Source organism: Rhodopirellula sp. P2 (assembly GCF_028768465.1).
GTDB lineage: Bacteria > Planctomycetota > Planctomycetia > Pirellulales > Pirellulaceae > Rhodopirellula.
In genome coordinates this window covers 6,601,865-6,624,316 of the sequence record NZ_CP118225.1, presented here as the reverse complement: position 1 = coordinate 6,624,316, position 22,452 = coordinate 6,601,865, and the positions used below count along the sequence as shown (strand labels likewise).

Below are 22,452 nucleotides of genomic sequence, written 5' to 3'. Positions count from 1 at the left end.
TAACGTTGATAACGGCAGCCGCCTGCGTTCTGGTCTCGATCGGCATGGCACCCGAAGCCTCCGCGCAAAGCTCGGCGACCGCAGACACTCGGACCACCGTTCCGGCCCCCCGGCTGCTTCCTTCGGGAACGTTGGCCTACTTGCGAGTCGACAATGTCAATGACATTCGCGCTGACTGGGGTGAATCCTCGCTGGGGAAAATGTTGGAAGACCCCAAAATGCGTCCCTTCGTCTCGGACATCTACCAAATCCTGAGCGATCTGTTCGATCAACCCGGCAAGGAAATGGGGCTGACGCTCGACGAGCTCCGGTCACTGCCGCAAGGCCAGCTCGCAATCGCACTGCTCGAGGGCCCGCCTCCGGAAGAGAAAACGGACGAACAGAAGGCCGAGGAGGAAGAAGACGATGACGCAATCGCTCGCCGCTTGAGAGCCAAACGCCGCCAGCAGAATTCCTTCGCGGTGGCGATCATGATCGATGCCGGGCCAAACAACCAAGCGATGGAAACACTGGTTGGGCGTTTGATGGAGCTGGCTGAAAAGAATCGTTTCATCGTCCAGAACGAACAGATCGGTTCGATCGAACTGACACGTTTGGTTCGCCAGCGTGGCAATGGCGACGTCATCGAATGGTTCGAACAAGACGGCTTCTATGTCATCGGACTGGGGCGAACGATCGCTCAATCCATTGCCAAGAAACTGAACGACGAACAACGTGACACCAGCCAATCGTCCGGACGCTCGCGACGCTCTACCACCACCTCGTCTCCCGAAACCGAAACGCTGGCCCAAAACGCGGACTTCGTCGCGGTCATGAGTCGGTCGATCGGTGCGGAAGCAGAGATCCCGCAGATCACCTTCTTCGTCAATCCTTATGGCATCGCGAAACGAATCATTGCCCGAAGTGGTTCGGCGTTCTTCATCGCGCCGATTGTCCAGGACCTCGGCATCGAGAAAATTCGCGGGATCGGCGGCAGTGTTTTTCGCGGGGGTGAAATCATTGAATCAGTTGGACACATGCATGTGTTGATCGATCCTCCTCGTGATGGATTCTTCGGCGTGCTGCGTCCCGAGGACATCGAGGTCTCGCCGCCGGTTTGGGTTCCCGCCGACGCGGCCAGCTTCACCTGCGTGGGGTGGGATGTCGAAACAGCGTTCAAGAACATGGGCAAAATCGTCAACCGTTTTGCGGGCGAAGGCAATTTTGAAAAGAACTTGGAGAAGCCGGCCAAAGAACGATTTGATGTGTCGCTCACCGAAGAGGTGTTCCCATTGATGACCGGCCGCGTCGTCACCATCCAGCGTTATCAGTTGCCTGCCAACTGGAACTCCATGGCACGCGCAATCGCGATCGAGGTCAAGGACGCCAAGGAGGCCGACAAGTTGCTGGAAAAGGTCAAAGCCAAAGTGCCGCCGCAACGAATGACACCGGAAGTCATTCGAGGCAAAACGGTTTACTTCTCCGAGAAATCCACGATGGATCGGGCTGGAATTCGTGTTCCCGAAAACAGCGTCATGTTGCTCGGCGATTGGTTGCTGTTTTGTGACAGTCGTGAAATTGTCACGCAAATGCTCCGTGCCGAGGCCGGCGAAATCGATCGCTTGGCCGACGATGAAGACTACGTGCTGTTGACCAGCGAACTGGGAGCCAAACTCGAAGGCGAAACGCCGTTTCTGTTTCAGTTCAATCGTGATGCTGAGTCGTACCGCATCCTGTACGAAATGGCTAACTCGGAAGAGACCGCTCAGTCGATTCAAAACCGGGGCGGGGACAATCCCATTGCGGGGCGTGTGGCCGACTTGATGCGGCGGAATGACTGGCCCAAATGGGAAGACTTGGAAAAGTACTTCAGCGTCAGCGGCATCTTTGGCTACGACGAACCAGGCGGCATCCACATCGGTTCATTGAACCTTCGCCCGATCGAGTGAGCCGGTGTTCATCTCGAACGGTTCGTTCTCATCCCAATGGAATGGTCTGAGAACGGCCGTTGATTGGAACGACGACGCGCAGCGCACCAGAGTAGAACAGTTGTCCTCCACTGTTCCGTCGGGCCACCCTCAACGGCCAAACCCCTCGCAACCATTGAAATGTTTGTTTCTCCCTTCATCCCGGGAGGGATGAAGGATGGTAGCCGGGGGTTTCTGCGCGGGACGTTTGAATAATCAATGGTGGCTGGCGTCTGGGTTTCGCCCCGGATGGGGCCGTCTTGCTTAGCTCGGGGCGGAAGCCCCGAGAGACCGATGCCGGAAAACAAACGGTCGCCCCGGATGGGGCCGTCGTGCGAGTTGGGGCCGTCCCTCGCTCACGCGTCGGGTTGTGATGGGTGGTCTCGGCCGGTTCAGACGGGCAAGAGTGCCCATCCTACGAGCGTTGAAACGTCGTTGAGGACTGAGTCGACAAGCCGTCACCCTTGACGCTCTGATTGCGGAGGCCAAGTCGATTCCGGGATTGCACCACCGGGATGACAATTTGCGCAATCAAAGTGTTCCACAGTCCGGGCATCAGAGTAGAACAGTTGTCCTCCACTGTTCCGTCAGGCCACCCTCAACGGCCAAGCCCCCTCGCAACCCAATCCGCTCGCAATCAATTCGATCTGCAACCCTCGCACGCTCGCTCCATTCAAAGATCCAACTCGTCCAGTTCATCCACCAACGCGTCCAAGTCCGTGGATTGATTGGGAGTCAAGGGAGGCGGCACGACAGCAGGTGCCGACGGCTTGGTAGGAGAAGGAATGATCTTCTGAATCGGTGCAACATCGGGCTTGGGCGGCGCCGGCACACTCGCTCGCTTGGGCATCGCTGAACCGCCCGCTCCAATCTGAAACGTTGGTGTCTGACGAGTGGCCAGCAAGGCCTGCAGGTCCGCCAAGATGGTCTGCGACGCTCCTTCGCGACGCATGTCAAAGTGGTACAGCTTCGCGATTGGTTCGTCTGCTTGGACCGGTTCGGCGTCCACGTCACGGCGGTGCGGCACCCGTGCGACTCGTTTGCCCAGCAACCCCAGTGGTCCGGAGACCTGGTCGGCGTCCGTCCAAGCCACACAGGCAACGTCGCCCGCGACGGATTCCACCGCCAACCGTTCGGTACCCGATTCGTCGGGCCCGGGAATCCGATCCAGCAACACCAGGTCCAAACCAGGCCGACCGAGCAATTGCCCCACGGCATCATCGCAGGCCGGGTCGAAATGGCGATGCTCGCCGGTGGGACGCAGCACGATCACGTTCAAACGAACAGCCATGAAGGATCAACTCAGTGGTCGGGGCAGTTTTCGGGAAGGGCGGCGAGACGATTGCTGGAACATCCTGACTCAGACTTCTCCGCTGGCAATCCCACGACATCATAAAGTCGCGACCACAATTCGCGAACGTCGGTGACATCGTCCAACGAATCTGACCAGCCTCCTTGGCGGGCCTGCCTCAATTTTTCGTGAGCATCCGGGTGTTCCCGCAACAATTCTTGCAGCAGGTCTTCGATCAGCTTGGCGGTCACCTGGGTTCGGTGCAACACATGAAAGCCACGCAGGTCTCGGTGGGCCGTGACCAAACAAGCGTGCCCCGCACGTTGGGCTCGACGTCGAAGTTGAAAACGGCCCCAGGGCGACAATTGTTCTGCTCCGTCGACGACCAACACCCCGCCGGCAGAAACCGTGGACTGCACCTCGCGGACAGCACGATCATTCGCCAGCACGCTGGAACACCGGCGAAGCGGTGATCGATCGGGTTCACCGGTCAACTGGATCCATTTCCCGCCGGGGAATTCGGCTTGCAGGGATTCCGCCATCCCATGCAGCAACGTTGACTTGCCCGACCCGTGGTTCCCAACAATCAAACCGAGGCGATGTTGCCGCAGACCGGCCAGGATTTTTTGGAAGTGCTCGTCCGAACCGCCTTCGTTCCGGTCAAAACGAAACGGGATCGCACCCGGTCGCGTGTGGCGACTGGCAAACGGATTCGTGCGTGGAGACGGCGGTTGGAAATCATGGGACATCATGCACATGATAGCGATGGCACCGTGTGCAGTGATCCCCCGCTGCGGACTTGGTGTGACAGCTGGCACAGTTGGCTTTGGTCATCGGTAAAAACTCCGGCGACAATTCCACCGGCGATTCGCCTTCCATGTGCACCGCATTGGCCGGATTGGTCGTGCCCAATTGGTGACAGTGCTGGCAGTCTTGCAGTCCCTGAATGTTCAAGTGCGGCGTGTGCGAGAAATGGGTCAGCCGGTCTCCGTCGGACTTCGCTTGGAAAGCTCGCCAACGCATGCTTGCCAAGGCTGGCTCCGATCCGGGATTCGAATTCACTTGATGGCACGCCACACAGGCTTGGACAGCGGGCTGCGCCAACATGGTTTCCCTGAGCGGATCGTCCCCTGGCAGACGCTGGATGATTTCAATCATCGATCGCATCACCGCGTCGGAGTGACCTTTGCCTCGGTACCGAATCGACATGGTCAAGTCGTCGCGGTACCAACCGCCGAACGATTGTGTCTTGGCCGCATCGTATCGAGCGGCCAATTCCGCTGCCCAATCCATCTTGGCAGGCACCGTGTCGCTCTCATCCGCGGTTCCCCAAGCAGCCAACGGATCATCCGCCAGCAACGGGTCATTGGAAAGCAAGGGATCAACGTCGAGCAACGGATCCAGGTCGGCCGTGCCTTTTCCCAGTTCATCGTCCAGCAATCCGAAGCCTGAGTCGGCAACCGGGGCTGCCTCGGACGCCGTCGCGGTAATCGGTTGAACGCCTCCAAACCAAACTCCCATCGCATCGCGGATGAGTTGCGGTGGGAAGGATTCGACCAGTGGTTGAGCGGTTCGCTCGTCCACGCCGGCGTCCATCAAACGCTGCATCAACGCGTCTTGGCCGGAGGTGGCCAGTTCTTGAGAGAGCTTGCGGATGGCTTTGGCGAGCGACACCGCCTCGACTTGAACGATTGGCGAATCCCAGTTGGCCGCTTCCACTCGTTGGAAACGATGCAGTGCTGATTCGCTGGTTTCGGTTCGCAACATCAACGCCATCCAACCGTCGACACGGCCGTCAGCAAATCCCGTCGCCAGTTCCGGCCACTGGTTGACTTGTGCGGCGATGTCTTCCGGCAGGGTCGGCAATTGCAACAGCGATGGGCCCTCAGCAATCTGAACTCGCAAGGACGAATCATGACACGGGGCACACGCGATCTCGTAAGGCAGCGTGGTCATCACCGGATCGGTGGAGTCCAAGTCAAAACTGGAAAAGCTTGGGCCGATGTGACACGTCTTGCAATCAAACGTCGCGAAGCGGTTGCCCGTTGACGGATCGCTGGAGTTCTTCTCTGCTTCGCTGGGAAAGTGAATGTTCGCGTGGCGGCCGTGATCGAAGTGAATGTTCGATGTCGGTTGGTAAGGCCACTGGCCAAATTCCGGGTGCGAGTCCGCGAAGGAACCAAATTGATTGACGTGGCAGGTTTGGCAACGTGAATCAGTGATCGCGGCCAGGTCCGCGTCCGCGCCATGGTGCTCTTGGTGGCAAATGCTGCACGCCAAGTTGTTTTGAAACGCTGATGTTCGGCTCACCGTTTGGATGGCCAAACTGTTCTCGGAAGCCTTCACGCTGTTGGCGGAAGGATTCGCGTCACTCAGGCTGGCTGCCAGATCAAATGCCTTGCCGTCTCGTTTTTCAATCGCAGCCAAGGTCAGCTCATCACGAATTTCAGGTGACAAGTTGTGTGCCCAACGCGCGGACTGACGCGGCATCTGTTGCTCGTGGCAATTCAGACACAAATCCGTCATCGGCACCGTTGGCATGTCGGCGTGTTGTCCGCCGCCACCGATCCAGCTGGCCAGGCTGAAGAATCCATTGCCTTCGGCTGAATCGGAGCCTGACGAATCGTCTGCCGCTGCCAGCCAACCATTGCTGGTCGCGTTTTGGTGGCACGCCGCGCATCGGTCCTGAGCCAATTCACCCGACAAGATTTGCGAGTGAGCGGTTGTCAGGTTGCCGGGCTGGATCACCTTGGGGGTCATTCGAGTCGCGAACAGGATCACCATCGCAATCGCCAGCACCGCTAACATCACGGCCGTGAATTGACGACGGCGACCGGCCCAAGTCCGCCGGGGACGGCACGCTTCGTGTTCCGGATCGTTGCTGTTTGCGAAAGGACACTCGCCCGTCAGGCTTGGGCCTTGCAGGCATCGATCGCACCCCGGTGAACGACCGCAGGAGTACGGGTGCCCAGGACGCTCGATCCGTGGCGGTGTCGGCAGTTGAAAGTCGTCGCGTCTCATGATTCCACAAACTGCAATGCATGAATGGTGTGCATGATGGCCAGCGCCACCAACCCCAACGACATCACGGCGTGAACCGCCACCCAGGCTCGCAGTCGCCACTGAAGCGCGTGCTGGGTGTCCAGTTCATCGCGACGGCGAACCAAACCAGCCAACTCATCCGCGACTTCTTTGCCGTCGTCTTCCAAGTATCGATGCAGCTCTTTCAACCCGATCACCAAACGGCGACGTCGAAACGAATGAGCGAACAAACGGTGGGACCACGAAAGCGGTGATTCGAGGTACCGACGCAGGTATTGATCGTCAAACTCGCCCAAGACGCGTTGAGAATCAACGCTGGTCAAACTGTCCAATCGCTGCGTTGCGCGTGCCGCCAATTGTTCACGGTGCCAATCGATCTGGTCGTAGCGTGGTTGGCTGCCCATCGCGGTCAAACGAGCCGGCAGCCGACGACTCGCCAGAATGCCATAGAATCCTGACAGGCTGACGCCGATGAACAGAGCGCTCAGCGTTCCCTCCAACCAACCATCCGCGATCAATCGTCCCGACGCGATCGCGGGCACATGCATCACGAACACGCCGCAGGCGAACAATCCCGTGAAAATGTGGACTTGAGTCCAGGTGCTCATCGTGCCCAGCGGCAGAATTGGGATTCGACGTCGAATCCCGATCGCAAACAAAATCAAAATCGAACTCAGCAGCGTCCATCCCGTCATCACACTGCTGCGATAAAGAGCCGCGTGCAGCGATTGCGAGATCCAAGCCGTCACTGCAATCGCGATGGCGACGACGGTCAAACTCGCAACCCGGCGACGACGAAATGACCAAGCCCGGCCGGAGCCAAACACTCGGCTGCGAAAACGGGAGACCACGTCGGTGCGAAGTTGTTGCCAGCGTCGGGAGGACGCGGAACGGCGGCGTTCAGCCACGCTCATGTTCGTCTCCTCAGCCAATCTTCCAGTGGCGGCGACTCACTCAAATCAATTCGCACGATCGCATCATGCGGGCACGCCGCGGCACAAGCGGGACCAGTCGGTAAACCGCTGCACATGTCGCACTTGGTCGCTTTGGTGATCGGGCGGTTGCTGGCTTCGTCGGTGTAGGGCCGACCCTGCGGATCGTTCACCGCTTCCATTTCAATGTTTCCGTACGGGCACCCTTTGGCGCACGTTCCACAGCCGATGCAAATCGATTCGGAAACTCGAACGTGACCGGTGGATTCTTCGCGGTGCAGAGCGCCTGTCGGGCAACCGATCATGCAAACGGGATCGGTGCAGTGCATGCAGGCTTGAACGAATTGCAGTCGATCGTGATTCACGCCGACGCGAGCAAAGCGGGGATTTCCGTCGTGCACGCTCGCGCAGGCTTTGACGCAATCATCGCAACGGGTGCAGCGATGTAAATCAATGATCATCGCTTCGCGACCGTTGTTGAAACGATTTTGAACGATGAACTCGAGCAACCCCGTGGGTTCGAACGAGGTCCCCGTGGGGCTGGGCAAATCCTGCCAGGTGTCTTCGCTGTTGTGGTGTGACGAGGGAGTCGAAACGATCGGGAGTTCGACCTTGGGGCGCTCTTCACTGCGACGTTCGCGAGCTTCTTCCGTCGCCGGCATTCGCAGCAACGCTTTCGCGGCCGGAGCAGGCAGCTCGCTACGGCGAACGTGCGGCAGGATCTCGGTCGCGAAACACTCAACTGGAATGTGCAGCGTGTCCAGGAACCCAACCGCGCGAAGCGAATGTTGCAGCGGCAAGTTGATGGGGCCGTCTTCGTTGGTCACTCCCAACGCGATCTCTTCCAGCCCGAACAGGTGGCCTTTGCCGAGGTAAGCGGTGGTCCGTTGAGCCACGCCGTAGCTCTGGCATACCCGGCCGAATCCGCTGCGAACGATGATCAAATCGGTGACATGGTGCCCTTCGGTGGCCACCACCGGTTCGCTTTCAATCTGCTCGGCCGGAGACAGCTTGCGAGTCTTCTTGTAGTCCGCGTTCCATTCCAATCGACCGAATGAACGTTGGACCGTCGCCGCAACCACTCGTTGCAAGTTCTGCTCGGGAAGAAACCGCAGCAAGGGAATTTCACGCAGGTGAATCGGCAACCAATTCTCGCGATAGTGATCGTCCATGCGCTGCGAGAACGCGGGATCGCGACGCAGCATCTTCAGGCCCTGCAGTCGAATCTCCAGCAACGTGCTGTCGCCTTGCGAAACAACGGTCGCGGAGCGAGGGGCTCGGTACATCGCCGCGACTTCGCCGAACAATTCGCCCGGCCCCAACCGCACGCTTTGGCCGGCCTGCACTAGCCCATCAAAATCTTGCAGCTGCAGGACAGGGGGACGATCTTCCGCGTGATGCGAGGAGGAATGCAGTTCGACGTTTGGGACCACTTCCTCGGGACGTCGAGCTTCCCGGACGCCGGATGGACGCAGCAGTTGCCAGACCGCTTTGGGCCAAGACACTTTTTCGGTTTCACGCCGCCCCAATCGTTCTGGTGGCAACTCGCGAGTCAAAAGTTCCGCGTGACCATCAACGACCAAGAAAGCACTGTTGGCGTAGTCCCCTTCGCGAGCGATCACTTCACCGTGAGCGAAACGGTGCAGTCGGCAATCATTGCGGAGGATCCCGTCCAGCGGAATCGACTTGGGGAACGCGGCCGGATCCAAGCCTGAAAAAGGCGATTGTTCGCGCAGCCATCCCACATCCGCATCGGTCATATGCGGGTCCATCGGTTCGTCCCATCGTCGGGGACGACGCACGGCAACGGAATCGTCGGTGATCATGTCTGCCTCGATAGCCACCGCCGTGATCCAAAGTCAAGACACAACTCGCCCTGGACAAGTTTCACATTCCCGGTCGCAGCGGAAACTCGTGAGCCCTCCGGTAACACCTCCACTTCATAACGCAACGAAGCGAGCTCTCTTGGAACCTCTTTTCGAAGCGGTAGCGCGCGAGCCCTCCGGTAGAAATCCTCAGGGACGCTTCTGACGCAGGTGATCCAGGCGATGCCGAACGTGCCGCATGGTTCGCAAAGCGTCCAGTCCCGCCAGCATCAAAATGGTCATCAATGACAACATCACCGAGAACCAACAGCTCAGCCACACGGCATGGTTCTTGGGCGAGGCCAGCGTCGCGACCAGCACCAGAATGCCGCACACCAAGAACAAAAAATTCACTCGTCGACGAGAGCGACGTCGGCGCTGCATGTAGATCTGGTCGATGTCATCATCGAACCGTTCCTGCGACCAACCCATCTGCTCCGACCGCTGCAACCAAACAGCGAAGAAGATCAGCGTGCTGGCCAGGACCAAACCACCGGCGAACATGAAAGGAACCTTGCAAAGAGAAGCGAGCCAACCGGTGATCCCCACCAAGTCAGTGGGCTCCATCTTATCACGTCCATGGATGGGGAGCTTCTAGCTTCTAGCTTCTAGCTCGTGCTCGTGCTCGTGCTCGTGCTCGTGCTCGTGTTCGTGCTCGTGTTCGTGTTCGTGTTCGTGTTCGTGTTCGTGTTCGTGTTCGTGTTCGTGTTCGTGTTCGTGTTCGTGTTCGTGCTCGTGCTCGTGCTCGTGCTCGTGCTCGTGCTCGTGCTCGTGCTCGTGAGCTCTTTTCCCACTCCCTTCTTTTCTTTCACCCTCCCCCTGGGAGGGTCGAGCGAAGCGAGGGGAGGGCCGAGCCCTGAAACGCGACTTGCAAACGCAACGTACCGCCAGCAATCAAGTCATCAGCCGATTTCCCAACTGCCGATTCCATGGATCCAAGCAAGTCGCCGGTTTGCACTGCAGCGGATTGCGGCGTCCGAGTCCACGCCCCTGATTTTACAATTTCAAATTTCCAATTTCACTTTTTCAATGGAATCGAAAACGAGTCGCCCTGCACAGTCCTGGGCTGTTCAATCTTTGGTGTTTAACACAGCGTTTTCGTGGACAGTTTCTTGCCTGTTACCTCTCCCCCGACGAAGTTGGGGGAGAGGTCGGAGCGAGCGTACAGCGAGATCCGGGTGAGGGGGAACGCGATGTGTGAAATGAGGCCAAAAAGCCGGTTTGCTGTGAATCGCCCCCTCACCCGAACAGGGCCTCCATCGGCCTGTTCGACCTCTCCCCCAGCAAAGCTGAGGGAGAGGTGACTTGTTGATGCGAGGCAGATACTTGCGCACACCAGAAACGCTGCAACCCCAAAGATTGAACAGCCCTGCACAGTCGCACCTCCCAAACAAACCACAACCGTCCCCAATCACCCCCCCCATTCCCAATTTGCAATGTCCACTCTGCAATTTGCAATCCACCCCCTGAGCCCCTTTCCCACTTCTACTCCCCCCTCTGTTCCAGCATCCATTCATGGACCACCCAAATCACGGCGACGAGGCTTTCGCCGCTGCAGTGTTCCGGGATGTCTTGGGTTGTGTGCCAGTACTGAGGAGCGCGGAATCCTGGTCGTGGGTAATCAAAATCGATCAAGTCCGTGGTGGGGATCTTGGCGATCTGGTTCAGCGGCAAGTGGTCATCGCGGATCGCTTGGCTGCGAGTCCGAGTGACAAACGCTTTCACGCCCAATCGCTTGGCCGTCTTCCAGATCGACTTCGTCACGTCGCGGGCATAACGCAAGCTGTTGCGTTCGTAGAGCAACTGCAATTCCTTGTCGCCGATCATGTCCAGCAACACGCCGCTGCGGTAGGGCACCGGGGGCGGTTCGATCAGGTACTGCTGCGCGAACAAGGTTGACCCCAAGAAGTACTCGCCGCTCTGTTCGCCGAACACAAACTCCTCGGCGTCAAACAGCACCACGTCGACCCCGATGTTCTCGGGCAAGTTCGCAAATTGGTGACTCAGTTCCATCAGAGCGGCTGCACCGCTGGCCCCGTCGTTGGCGCCGACGAAGATCCCTTGGGGATCGCGACGATCACGATCGGGGTACGGCCGAGTGTCGTAGTGGGCGCACAGCAGGAACCGAATCGGTGCGGTGGGGTTCCAGCCCGCGATCAGGTTCGCGATCGGAACGTTCTCGCCCGTTTGGGGATGCCGAATGTCACCGCGTTGCAAGCGGACCTGGCCGCCTCGAGCTTCAAAAAATTCGGTCAACATTTTCTGTTGCTGCAGCATCGCCGGGCTACCGGAGGGCCGCGGACCCAAATCACAGATTTCGACCAAGTATCCCATCGCTCGGTCCGCGTCGTATTGTTCGGGGACGGGCCCAAGCGTGGCGGGGACCACGGAGGTCGAATCGGGGGCTCGCAGTGTCTTCCACATCGCGATCCCGACGAAGGCCAAGAAGGCCAGAACCGCCAACGTCAGCAAATACCGGGGCCAATTCCCGCTGGTGGACGCATAGGGCGAGTCCGTGTGGGGCGTGTTTGGGGGCGAATTCTCGGGCGTGGAACGCGCGAGACTGGGTGGGAAATCCGTGGGTTGGGTTGCCGCCTGCATAGCCAGATCCATCGCCGAAACGTCCTGCGGAAGCCGCTCAAAAAGGGAGTTCATGAAAGTGGCTGTTCACCCTAGCGAACTCGAGCGAAGTTCGGTAGAGTTTTGGCCTTCACGGGATGTGGCTCAGCCTGGTTAGAGCGCTGCACTGGGGGTGCAGAGGTCGCAAGTTCGAATCTTGTCATCCCGATTTTCTTTCACGGTGTCGCACACCGTCTCTGCCGAGGCAATCCTGCCTCCAGCTCCATTGGAGCCTGGCAATCCATGGCACCAGAGTAGAACAGTTGTCCCCAACTGTTCCGTCGGGTAATTCTCAGCCGCCATGCCCCGTCGGCTCGCCAAGCCCACCGCCAACCGTCCGCGTCACGCTGTTCGACGACTCCACCCTGGCACGCAAACATTTGGGGACAAATGTTCTACTCTGTTCGAGCTTCGCTTGTGGGCTACAGGACGCCAGCGAGCAGCCTTGATTTCCGTGAACCACGAAGGGGTGATGCGGTCGCAAAGGAGGCCGGCCCCCGCGAGACGCCGTTCCGGCAATCCATGGCATCAGAGTAGAACAGTTGTCCCCAGCTGTTCCGTCGGGCAATTCTCAGCCGCCAAGCCCCGTCTTCTCACCAAGTCCACTGCCAACCGTCCGCGTTACGCTGTTCGATGTCTCCACCCTGCACACGAGTGCAAAGCGGGGAAAGCTGGTGTCACCCAGGTTTCATGCCGATCGATCGACCGCCGCATTGATTCCTGATGACGAGCCAGTGGTGACCGAGCTGCTACCGAGCAAAAACGCGAGAAAAGCCCTGGTTTCAAGCGAATGATGGAGGAAACCCCGTAGCGAGCGGCTTCAAATTCATTGACTAAAATAAGGATTCGTGTGATGATTGCTTGAGTGAATGCAGCGAGAAACAAGGGAGGCGGCCGCCATGACGATCGACATACCCCAGGAATACGTGAGCGTTCTAAACGGTCTCGTCGCGAGCGGAGCGTTTCCCAATACCGAATCCGCATTGATGCGAGCTCTTGAGCTGCTCGCCAGACAGCAAGCAGCAAGCCACGCGAGCAATGGCGAAGAAGCTATCGAAGCGATGCCCGAACGAGTAGACATTGAGTTGCTTGCCAAGCAGCAAGGCGTGGCTCCCTTCGAAGCTGGCAAATCGAGCCCTGCCGGTATCTGGCCTGAAGATCAATCGGTCGATGATTTTATTCGGTTTGTCGGCGAGTCTCGCCAAGATGCTTCAACGCGGGGAATCAGCCGCTGATGGACCGCATCGTGTGTGGACACTGACGTCCTCTCGTTTTATCTGAAGAACGACTCTCGCTTTGCAAGCTACGCTCAGGCCCTGGATGGCAAGCAGCTTGTCATCTCGTTCCAAACGCAGGCCGAGTTGATGTTGTGGCAGGAACTCCATCATTGGGGTGAGGCACGCCGCGAACGAGTCGAAAACTTAATCGCTCAGCAGTACCTCGTTTTCCCCGTCGACGAGCATCTCTGCCGAACCTGGGCTCGGCTGCGCTCGGACGTCCAAAAAGCGGGGCGGGTTCTCCATGTTGCGGATGCCTGGATCGCCGCAACCGCCATCGCATTGAGCGTGCCGCTTGCCACACACAATGTACGCGACTTTTCGCAGGTACCTGGGCTGCAGTCGATAAGGCGCCTGGCCGGGTAATTTGAGGTGAATACACTAATCCGATCTCAGCTATTTGCTCCTCTCTATCGAAGCACTGGGCGGGCGTGTTCGCTGGAAGAAGCTCAACCGAGTGGACCTCGCGATTGATGTTGCCGGGCTGCCGGTAACGGAGCTGCAAGATCTTGTTGCAAACAATCAGTTCATCACTCGAACTCGTGCATGCCAACTGCACGAAAACATCGTGACCAGGCGGAAGACGGGGTTCTCTGCCGGGAAAGCTCCCTGTTATCTGACTGTCTATGACAAGCTGTTCGAAGCGAGCCGAAAACAGCAAACCGAATACCTGAACGCAATGATTGCGAGGCGGTGGGGTGGAAACCGGATTTGGTATCGGGAAGGCTGCGACTGCACCGGGGCGCGTCGGCAAAGCTCTGTTCGTTTTTGACACAACACAAAATCTCTCGATGACCGGACAAGGGATTTACAACGGAAATCCGCTTCAAGCGGGGCTTGGCACGCTTGGCCTTTCGGGAAATGCAGCAGGCGTTGCATCAGCTGAGAGAATTTCGTTGACCAGAGGTGTTAACTCGACGCATGTTGCTGCTGATTTAGCCGAAGACGGTATCGTCAAACCTTCGCTTCCGTTCTGGCGTTTCTGGCAGAGCGCGACGCCGTGGGAGCACAACAATGCAGCCGGTGCGACGGAAAGATCAATATTCACATCATGGACTCGCAACTGCGATGTTTCGGAAAACTTTGCTTTGCGTCCGAGTGGAGAAGGGATCGTAGTTACCGCAAAGGTTCATCAGTGGAGAATCGTTTCTAGCCCTGATCTTCATCCTATTGCTTTGATCCAAAAGCCCGGTGTGATTGTCCAGGAAGGTGAAGTTTTGGTTATTGGAACGGTTCGTGGAACTCCGGAGCCGAAACGACTTCAAATTGGAACCAGATGATGAATGAAAGTCTTGATCTAGGTAGCTTGAGAACAGGGCAGTTTGCTGTCGTTATCGATGAAATTAGTACAGGAATCGTTCTGAATACGGACACCCTCGAACGGTGCAGGGACGGCAAATCAGATTTTGTAGTCGCTCAGTCTTACGAGGCTGCAGTTGAAATCGCCAAGTCTTTGCTTGCGAGATCCAGTGACATCGAAGCAATGATATTCAATTCTGACGGCGATTATGTCAAACACGTACGATTGTAGATCGCGATGTCGTTCCGACGATGGCCGGATGCCATTGCAGCATCCGGCTGGATGCCGGCCACACGGGACGACTGCACACCTTTGGAAAACGTAGTGAGCCAAGCGACACACGAGCTGCATCGCAATATTCAGTAGAAATCCGCCACGCGTAACCTAGAACACACACGCCGAAGACAGGCGACCTCAGTTGGCTTACCGATGAGCTAGCCCGGTCGCAGGATGCCGCACGGCGGAAAGAGACACGGAGCAGGAAAATGTGTCGGAGAAGGAAGTGCCTAGATAGACAAGCAGAAAGTGGTGTTCTTCTTGGCGAAGGTTGGTTGATGCCAACCAACGTTTGATTGCGATCAACTTCACTCGTGAGTTTGACAATCGAGGCAACCGCATTGAACTGGGGGCCAATTTTGGGGGAACGCTTTCAGGCGGCGTGATCTCCGGTGGCGTGGACGACTTCGAAAATGGCTATGAATACGATTACCTGAATCGTTTGACGTCGATCGTTCAGCAATCGCAGTCCAGCGGGCATGCTGTTGCTCCCAAACTGGCCGAGTTCGACTACAACCGCGCGTCTCAATTGACGGACTTGCACCGCTACTCCGCAACGACTGCTGGCTCATCGGATTTGGAAGTGCACAGCCGGATGGCGTATGATGAAGCTGGTCGGCTCAGCAGTTTGACTCATGGATCGTCAGCGATCTCCTCCGGTGAGAACTGGGGCGGGACGTCGACACTCCCCTCCTCGCTTGGCAGTTCTGATTTGCTGGCCGCTTACACGTTCCAGTATGACGCGGACAATCGCTTGACGCAGTTCTCTTCTTATCGTGATGGCACCTCGACCGCTTACGGCTACGACGTGCGTGATCAGTTGACCTCGGCTTCAAGCACGGCGATCAGCGGGCTGTCTCAGCCGTTTGGGCTTGCGAGTGCAGAGTCCTATGACTTCGATGCTGGTGGGAACCGCAAATCCAGTGGCGGCGCGTCGCAGTCGGCTGCCAACTCGCACAATCAACTGCAGAGCGACGGAACATACAACTACACCTACGACGATGAGGGCAACACGCTCAGTCGAACGTTGATCAGCACGGGCGAGGTGACCCTGTACGAATGGGACCACCGCAATCGCTTGGCATCGATCACCGAGAAGACATCGTCCGTGGGCAGCGTGACGCAGAAGATCGAGTACGTTTACGATGCCTTTGACAATCGCGTTGGCAAACGCCTGGACAGCGACGGGGATGGCGATTTTGATCGTGACGAAGCATTTGTCTGGACGGAAGGACAGACGGTGCTGCGTGCGGTCGACTCTGATGGCGAGGCGGCGAGCGAGACGTTCACGCTTTCCAGCCGCTACCTGTACGGCGAGATGGTGGACCAGTTGCTGGCTGACGAGCAGTATGACGATGGAGCTGGCCCCGAGATCTCAACGACGACCGCGGCTGCTACGTCCGGTGAGACCTTCTGGGCATTGACCGATCATTTGGGCAGCGTACGTGACTTGATGGACAACAACGGCGAGATTCGCCAGCACGTCGCCTACGACAGCTTCGGCAATCGAATTGTTGAGCAGAATTATGACGCTTCAGGCACTGCAATCTCCAGCAGTCATCCCGATGCGATCGACGCGCTGTTCGGCTACACGGGCCGCGACTGGGACGCCGACGCGGGCTTGCAGAACAACCGAGCCCGTTGGTACGACCCGGCCACAGGCCGTTGGCTCAGCAATGACCCTATCGGCTTCGCGGCGGGGGATGCGAATCTGTATCGGTATGTTGGGAACGGGCCAACCAATGCAATTGACCCGAGTGGTCTAGCCGAGGATGACCCAAGATGGTGGGGTGACACGTATTGGTTTCAAGTATGGGGTTGGTGGGGGCCTCACCGCTGGGCGATTAACAGAGTAACGGGATACCATTCGGCGGAAAACCTCGCAATAGAACTCGATCGCCAACTGCGGGCGAATGATCGCGTCGCGGGCGTTAACGGTTGTGACACAAATGGCAATGGTGTCATCGATCCATTGGAAAGACTCGACAGTCTTGATCGCTTGAACCGAAGCAAACGACTTTCGGCGGCAGAGTCAGCTCGAGTGAAAACGTTGGCTGAGTCAGCCATCGAAGGAAATGCGGCGATGTTGGGAGGTGGTCTTGTTGGTTCTGTTTCCAGGCGAACAAGCCACCGAATTCTTGCCCAGGTCGATCATCTAGATGAACTGGATAATCTTGGAACCCACGTTGCATCTGGCAAACCATCGCAAAGAGTTACCGCAGTTCCGCACACCTACGTCAACCCAGGGCATCACGTTCCAGGAACTCCAACGTACGTTGCGGGCAAGAGCGTATTGCCAACAAATCACGTCCAGTTATTCGCTCGAAGTGTCGGGGTCCGAAACCAGCAAGGTAAGATTCTTCGTTGGGCCCGAGAGCAACGCGGTAACCAGACGATCTATCATCGTTTTGAACCACACTCGAGCGGTGAGTATCACTGGAGCGGTTCAACTTGCGGTGTCGATAGCCGAGGAACGAACCGAGCAATCGCCTTACGCGATGTTCCCGTTCGGGAAATTGGACGTCAAACACCAAACGGAGGCTGGGCGATTCAAGAATGATTCAGGATTTCAAATTCACGACTCCGACAGTCACTGTTAACGCTTCTCCAAGAGCGGAAAGCAAGGTGCCCTATGGTTCCGTCCTTCTTCTGGTTGGTGGAAAGAATCTGTTTCGTTGGCCTAGCAATCATCCGTTTTACTTCGAGTCGATACTCGATGTATTAAACGAACTAGCAAACGCACCGGAGGCTTCGCCCGATGGAGCCACGCGTCTCCAACGGTTGTCAACTACAGAATGTCTTGACGGTGCATCCTTTGAAATCGTGTCTAATGGAGACACGATTCAAATTCAAAGAGAGATTTGGCCTGATTGGGGCGACATCGCTGTTTCTGAATCTGATTGGACCGCCGCCACTGCAAAGAGGGATGACATGCGTAATGCGTCGTCAGAGTTCGCCAGGTATCTAACTGAGTTAGATTCAACAGAAATCGTTTAAGGGTAGCCAACACGATCGGAAGCGACCGCGGCGATGGCAGGAAGCCATCGCAACGATCGGGCCGGAAGCCCGCCACGCTGGACGACCGCGCACACCCCGAACGCACCGGAGCGGTAGCGACAGCGACGACAGGATGTCGTCGCGGGTCTTCTGGCACGATGCCCGCCGCTTTGGGCTTAGAGCGCACTCGCCGAAGGCAGGCGGGCCCGGATGGCCCGCCAATGACGTGGCGCGGCGGCACGATGCCGCCCGGAGGAACGCGACACGAAGGGCAGCTAAAGAAAAAACGGTTGAAACTCCGATGGATTCGACCAATGCGAAGATGGTTGAATCACCGATCAATCGCCCAACGTCGCGTGTAGCCGGGTCGTAGCGACCAAGCGTAGGGAAGGCGCGGCGACGAGGTGTTACGGACTTAATTGCGGTCGCACTTTTGACCGAATTGTGACTGGATGGGTTTCGGGTCTTTTCGGGATGTTTGACCGAATTATTGTGAACTTTGGAGAAGGTTCCTTGGGGCAGTGCGATGACACGGGCCGCCTGGTGGGGTGATGGCAGCGATTTCAGCCAACGCATCGGCGCATGAAGCCAGCGCATGAAGAAAGTGCGACCCCTTTGGAGAAGCGAACGCACTTGAGAGAGAAGATGATTGCGTTGGGACGTGATGGGCCGGTTAGGCAGTGGACCTCCCATCACTCAGGTCCCGACGGTACTGATCGAGCCAGTTGCCCAGGATCTTGACCGCTGGCAGAAAGTCGTGGCCTTGCAGCATCATCAGATCGATGTTGTTGACGTTCTCGCCACAACTAAAACAATGAGCCAGGTTGTTCTTGGGGTTCACTGTGGCTCGCAGTTCTTTGCAGAACGGGCATTGGAACCGGAAGAAACCGTCGCTGTGTTTGCCGATCGGACCGTGCTGGCCGAGACGAGTGATCGTCAGTTTCATCGGCAAGTCGTTGCGAATCTCGCGAAGTAGTTCTCGAGTGACTTTCATAGTGGAAGGGGATTCTTGGGTGCAGGGGTGAGAGCGAATTTTGGATCTTAAAAGTCGGTCAGGTCGACTTCGGTTTGCCAGTGAGGCTGAAGCAGCACGCGGTTGACCACATCGGTATCGATCGTGGTTCCCGAGGACGATCGGACGGACTGAAGCATCGATGCCAGACACAGATTGCGGCACTTGCGAAGCACCCCATCGGCCGAGCGAACGATCAGCTCGGTTAGGCTGGCACTGAACGTGCTGTGGGCTAAACCGATCCGATCGAGTTCTCGCTCGATGAACGCTTTCATTGCGTCATCGGTAAGACGTTTGGTGACCACCGAGTACGTCACCCGGCTCTTCAGATCCAGATTCACCGACAAGTCCAGTTCGGCCAGCAGTTCGACTTGGCCGACCAGGATCAGGTTGTGGTTCTTGGGAAAGTCTTCCAGAAGCAGGCGCAGTTTGCGGAGGTTGTCCATGCTCATCAGGTGGGCGTCATCGATCACGCTCACCAGCATCTTTCCGCTGCGATTCAGGGCGAACGCCTCGGCGATCAGTTTGCGTTCGCATTTGAACGCGGAACTTTCGTGTTCAATGCGAAACGCTTCGCAGAGGATCTTCACCGTGTTGGTGTAAGTGTGCAGCGTGCGGGCGACCGTGGCGATCAAGTACTCTTTTTCGGGCAGGCATTTGAGCGACTCCTTGATGACCGATTTGCCGGTGCCCGGACGACCGACGATCAGGCACAGACCGCCTTGTTGGCAGTGAACTCGCAGGGTGTCGTGGATCTCTTGTTGAGGCGGTAAAAGCTGAATGTCGCGCAGGGCGAACGGGTCTTGGGAAAGACCGAAGTAGGAACGAATCATGTTGGGAAGTCTGAAAGAAGATGGAAGTGAGTTGATTGGCTAACTGCGGCTCGCTAGTCGCGAGCCGCTCTCCTCATGCCGTTGGCGACGGCGTCGAGCAGTCGGGCCCTGCCGATGCGGCGATCTTTCTCGTAGACGATCACGGCACCCTTTCGGTGACGCTCATAACGCAGCGTGATTTTGCGGCCACGCAGGTCGATTGGGGTTTCGTAACGCTGGCCGCGGAAGCTGAACGTGTTGTCTTTTTTGACGCTGCGAGTCGCCTCGGCGTAGAACAGCTCGTCGGTGTCTTCACTCGGAGAGAGGAACTGGATTCGCGAAAGATCCACGCCGAAGCGGTCGATCGGTTTCATCCCCAGCGTGGAGTGGACGGTCGCGTTGTAGTCCTGTTCAGCCCAGTGGGTGAACTGACGGTTGAGGGTTTCGATCGAAGACAAATCGAGCCGGCGAATCAGGAACTGATCGCGAACGCGGCGAAAGAAGCGTTCGATTTTTCCCTTGGCCGCTGCGTCACGCACGGCGGTATGACGCAGGACACAGCCCACCCGGGCACAGATCAGCGTGATCTCTTGGCTGCAGTAGATCGATCCGTTGTCGACGTAGAGCTGCTCGGGAACACCTCGTTTGTAAAACGCACTTCGCAGGGCTTTGATCATCGCATCGGTGTTTTCTTCAAAGAAGAATTCACCGTGACACAGTACGCGGCTGGCGTCATCGATCAGCCCGATCAGTTTGGCCTGGCGGCCACCAATGTGCGGACCGAACATCGTGTCGGCCTGCCAAAGTTGATTGGCGTACTGCATGCTGAAGGCGAGTCGGCGTCGGGTCTCGCTGGGGTGGTCCTTGAGCAGTTCATGTTCACGGACGAAGCGGCAGAACGTGGTCCGCGCGATTTGGTTGGGATTGAGCAGCCCTTTCTCGATGCACAACCGATAGATCGCGGTCTTGGTCGGCGTTCTGGTGCGTGCCGACCCGCTTTGGTGAAAGTGCGGCAGGGCCGCGTTGATCGCTTCAAGGACTTCCTCAGGAGTGACCTTTCGAGGCTTGCCCTTGTCGGCCCGCGGGGAACCGTCCATGGCGGTGACGCCGTGGTTCTTGTAGCGGTAATACCAGGTTTGAATGGTCCGCCAGGTGAACTGGTGGGGGTCACCCTGCTCATCCAAGAACGTCATTTGGGCGACTTGATGGATTCGCTCGTGGCGTGTTCTTCCCGGTGCGACATCGATCGCTCCGAGGACTCTCATTTTGACGTAGACCGAGGGCCGTTTCATCGGCGAAGGCTCCTGCTTCGTTGGGGGTGGTATCCCAATCGCTTGGCCAAGTGAGGCGGCGATTGGGGACAATCCAGCAGAGTCTAGGTGCGGTCGTTGGTGGGTCGATCGTCGTGTTGCGTTGCTGAGCAGAAAACCGAAATTCCCTGCGGTCAGGTGCGACGGCAAATCGGTCAACCAGCGCGTGCCGGCTTGGCGAGGTGGACGGTGGTTGTCGAGTTTCCTGCCACTTCAGCTGCCGGTATGAACCAGTTGCCGTGTGAACCACCGGGCAATCACGTCGCAATCACGCTTCAGAGCAAGAAGGTTTGGAACTTGATTTGAAAAGCAGCGATCGGGTTGTCGTGAGTGATCGGATTGGCCAGAGAGGCCTTGAATGCTTTTCGCAGATGCGCCCATGTGCCGCTGGGTGCGTTGCCAATGTTGGGCTGGGGTTGATTCACCTGCGGCGATGCGAGAACCATTGATAGTGCGGTGCGGATAGTGGGCTGAGCTTCGCGGAATCGCTTCCAGATTCGATAGGGAGCCGAGGTGCTTAAGTCGCAGTTGAGTTTGGCAAAGGCCTGTCGCTTGCTGGCACCTTTGTCAACGAGGTCAAGGAATTTCCAAAGCTCGTTGGCGTTGATGGAGAGACGCTTGATTTGCCCCGCGATCCAGACACTGAAGGTGCGACCGCAGCCATTGTTTTGATTTCGATTGCTGCAAAAGACCCGGGTTGCTCTTGCGGTTTTGTGGGTATGGATTCCACGCTGGTATCCCTGGAGTGTTCCATGCCGATTGAGGTTGCCGACGCAGTGGCAGTGAGGGCAGGCGGTGAGTTTCAGTTTCTGCAAGAACGCTTTGGCGTCATTCTTGGAGCCACAGATTCGGACGCACATGCTGGCTGGCTGGTTGCAGCTGGAAAGCTAGCCAGTCTAGTCCATGAACTTGGTGCCGCCGGAACATGAGTTTGAAAATGGGGGGGGGCGAGGTCACGGCGAGGTACGAGATGTTTTCCAGAGGGCGGGGGGATTGGCGAGCTGGCAGGGGATTCCGCCCCAACGCGGGGCGGGCTCAGGGCGATCAAGTTATCGGCGTAAATACATCGCCAACCTGCGACCTCAATTTGCTCGAAAACACGCGGGATCTGCGATCAGAGCGGGGCCAGTAACAGCTGGGCCAGCTAAAGCTTCAAGGCAAGGTAAAATGCCGCGGCACCCTTGTGCTCTATTGGCCACAAAACGCGATCGATGCGGGAAGCCCTCCCATCGTCCTGAGTCTTGTGACGGTGATGGTCGGACGCAAGAAAATGTTCTTGCTCACCAACGAGCTGACTCTCGATGAAGACCAGCTTGCCAAACTTTACGCGAAGAGATGGGCAGTGGAAGTCTTCTTCAGAACGGTCAAGCAAAGCTACCAGCGAGCCAAGTTGCGTTCGCGTACACCGGAAAACGCGAAGCAGGAAATTCAGTGGACGCTAATCGGTATCTGGATGGCATTAACCGAAGGGGCTCAATCGATCCCGAGTGGCGAGCGTCTAAGTCCAGTTCGTGTGCTTCGCGTGATTTGCAGGCTTTTACTTGCCGTCTCTCGGCATAGTCATCAGAATCTGAACCTTCATGGCGAGCTATCGCAGTGCGTGCTGGCCGATGAATCCTCTCGTCAAAGCGAAAAGAACAGCAAAGACTATCCCCGCAAGAAACGAAAGCGGCTGACTGGGGAGCCCAATGTGAAGCCGATCAGCAAGACGCTTCGGACCCTCGCAATCGAAGCGATCTGAAAATCATTATCAGCGTTGGGTGGCACCATCTG

19 protein-coding genes and 1 tRNA gene are annotated in these 22,452 nt (G+C 57.4%); 9 read left to right on the top strand and 11 right to left on the bottom strand.

Annotated features, from left to right (window positions below):
- Positions 1-44 precede the first annotated feature (44 nt).
- Positions 45-1,928, top strand: a complete 1,884-nt coding sequence (locus PSR62_RS23255; protein ID WP_274405349.1) for a DUF3352 domain-containing protein — start codon at positions 45-47, stop codon at positions 1,926-1,928.
- 691 nt (positions 1,929-2,619) lie between these two features.
- On the opposite strand, the gene PSR62_RS23250 is transcribed toward PSR62_RS23255, so the two are convergent.
- The 7 genes from PSR62_RS23250 to PSR62_RS23220 all read right to left on the bottom strand — a co-directional run bounded on the left by PSR62_RS23250 (position 2,620) and on the right by PSR62_RS23220 (position 11,731).
- Positions 2,620-3,237, bottom strand: coding sequence for a hypothetical protein (locus tag PSR62_RS23250; RefSeq protein WP_274405348.1), 618 nt, complete (start codon positions 3,235-3,237; stop codon positions 2,620-2,622).
- Positions 3,238-3,248: 11 nt separating this feature from the next.
- Positions 3,249-3,989: an nSTAND1 domain-containing NTPase gene (locus tag PSR62_RS23245; protein WP_274405347.1), complete on the bottom strand. Its 741-nt coding sequence runs from the start codon at positions 3,987-3,989 to the stop codon at positions 3,249-3,251.
- Positions 3,976-6,045, bottom strand: a complete 2,070-nt coding sequence (locus PSR62_RS23240; RefSeq protein ID WP_274408286.1) for a hypothetical protein — start codon at positions 6,043-6,045, stop codon at positions 3,976-3,978. The genes PSR62_RS23245 and PSR62_RS23240 overlap by 14 nt, the downstream gene beginning before the upstream one ends.
- Positions 6,046-6,254: 209 nt before the next feature.
- Positions 6,255-7,193: a hypothetical protein gene (locus tag PSR62_RS23235; protein WP_274405346.1), complete on the bottom strand. Its 939-nt coding sequence runs from the start codon at positions 7,191-7,193 to the stop codon at positions 6,255-6,257.
- The gene (locus PSR62_RS23230) at positions 7,190-9,055 is read right to left on the bottom strand and encodes a cyclic nucleotide-binding domain-containing protein (RefSeq protein WP_338020109.1); all 1,866 of its coding nucleotides are present in this window, start codon (positions 9,053-9,055) and stop codon (positions 7,190-7,192) included. The genes PSR62_RS23235 and PSR62_RS23230 overlap by 4 nt, the downstream gene beginning before the upstream one ends.
- Before the next feature lie 171 nt (positions 9,056-9,226).
- Complete coding sequence (locus PSR62_RS23225) at positions 9,227-9,643, bottom strand: hypothetical protein (protein WP_274405344.1); 417 nt, start codon at positions 9,641-9,643, stop codon at positions 9,227-9,229.
- Between the two features lie 918 nt (positions 9,644-10,561).
- Positions 10,562-11,731: a M28 family peptidase gene (locus tag PSR62_RS23220; protein ID WP_274405343.1), complete on the bottom strand. Its 1,170-nt coding sequence runs from the start codon at positions 11,729-11,731 to the stop codon at positions 10,562-10,564.
- A gap of 58 nt (positions 11,732-11,789) precedes the next feature.
- Between PSR62_RS23220 and PSR62_RS23215 the strand changes: the two genes are divergently transcribed.
- The 7 genes from PSR62_RS23215 to PSR62_RS23185 all read left to right on the top strand — a co-directional run bounded on the left by PSR62_RS23215 (position 11,790) and on the right by PSR62_RS23185 (position 17,545).
- A tRNA-Pro gene (locus PSR62_RS23215) sits at positions 11,790-11,864 on the top strand.
- 730 nt (positions 11,865-12,594) lie between these two features.
- Entirely contained in the window at positions 12,595-12,930 is a 336-nt protein-coding gene (locus tag PSR62_RS23210) for a hypothetical protein (RefSeq protein ID WP_274405342.1), read from the top strand.
- A gap of 15 nt (positions 12,931-12,945) precedes the next feature.
- Positions 12,946-13,338, top strand: a complete 393-nt coding sequence (locus PSR62_RS23205) for a PIN domain-containing protein (protein WP_274405328.1) — start codon at positions 12,946-12,948, stop codon at positions 13,336-13,338.
- A 332-nt stretch (positions 13,339-13,670) separates the two neighbouring features.
- Positions 13,671-14,252: a hypothetical protein gene (locus PSR62_RS23200; RefSeq protein ID WP_274405341.1), complete on the top strand. Its 582-nt coding sequence runs from the start codon at positions 13,671-13,673 to the stop codon at positions 14,250-14,252.
- Complete coding sequence (locus PSR62_RS23195; RefSeq protein WP_274405340.1) at positions 14,249-14,503, top strand: hypothetical protein; 255 nt, start codon at positions 14,249-14,251, stop codon at positions 14,501-14,503. The genes PSR62_RS23200 and PSR62_RS23195 overlap by 4 nt, the downstream gene beginning before the upstream one ends.
- A 316-nt stretch (positions 14,504-14,819) precedes the next feature.
- Positions 14,820-17,108, top strand: a complete 2,289-nt coding sequence (locus PSR62_RS23190; protein WP_274405339.1) for an RHS repeat-associated core domain-containing protein — start codon at positions 14,820-14,822, stop codon at positions 17,106-17,108.
- Positions 17,105-17,545 (top strand): hypothetical protein, encoded by a 441-nt coding sequence (locus PSR62_RS23185; protein WP_047816380.1) that lies wholly within the window; start codon positions 17,105-17,107, stop codon positions 17,543-17,545. Before PSR62_RS23190 ends, PSR62_RS23185 begins: the two co-directional genes overlap by 4 nt.
- A 673-nt stretch (positions 17,546-18,218) precedes the next feature.
- Here the strand turns inward: PSR62_RS23185 and PSR62_RS23180 are convergent.
- The 4 genes from PSR62_RS23180 to PSR62_RS23165 form a co-directional block, all read right to left on the bottom strand.
- Positions 18,219-18,539, bottom strand: coding sequence for a CHC2 zinc finger domain-containing protein (locus PSR62_RS23180; protein WP_274405338.1), 321 nt, complete (start codon positions 18,537-18,539; stop codon positions 18,219-18,221).
- Positions 18,540-18,586: 47 nt separating this feature from the next.
- Positions 18,587-19,390 (bottom strand): AAA family ATPase, encoded by an 804-nt coding sequence (locus PSR62_RS23175; RefSeq protein WP_274405337.1) that lies wholly within the window; start codon positions 19,388-19,390, stop codon positions 18,587-18,589.
- 53 nt (positions 19,391-19,443) lie between these two features.
- Entirely contained in the window at positions 19,444-20,661 is a 1,218-nt protein-coding gene (locus PSR62_RS23170) for a DDE-type integrase/transposase/recombinase (RefSeq protein ID WP_274405336.1), read from the bottom strand.
- Between the two features lie 293 nt (positions 20,662-20,954).
- Entirely contained in the window at positions 20,955-21,539 is a 585-nt protein-coding gene (locus PSR62_RS23165) for a hypothetical protein (RefSeq protein WP_274405334.1), read from the bottom strand.
- 392 nt (positions 21,540-21,931) lie between these two features.
- Between PSR62_RS23165 and PSR62_RS23160 the strand changes: the two genes are divergently transcribed.
- A complete protein-coding gene (locus PSR62_RS23160) occupies positions 21,932-22,420 on the top strand; it encodes a transposase (protein WP_338020251.1) in 489 nt (162 codons plus the stop codon).
- Positions 22,421-22,452 lie beyond the last annotated feature (32 nt).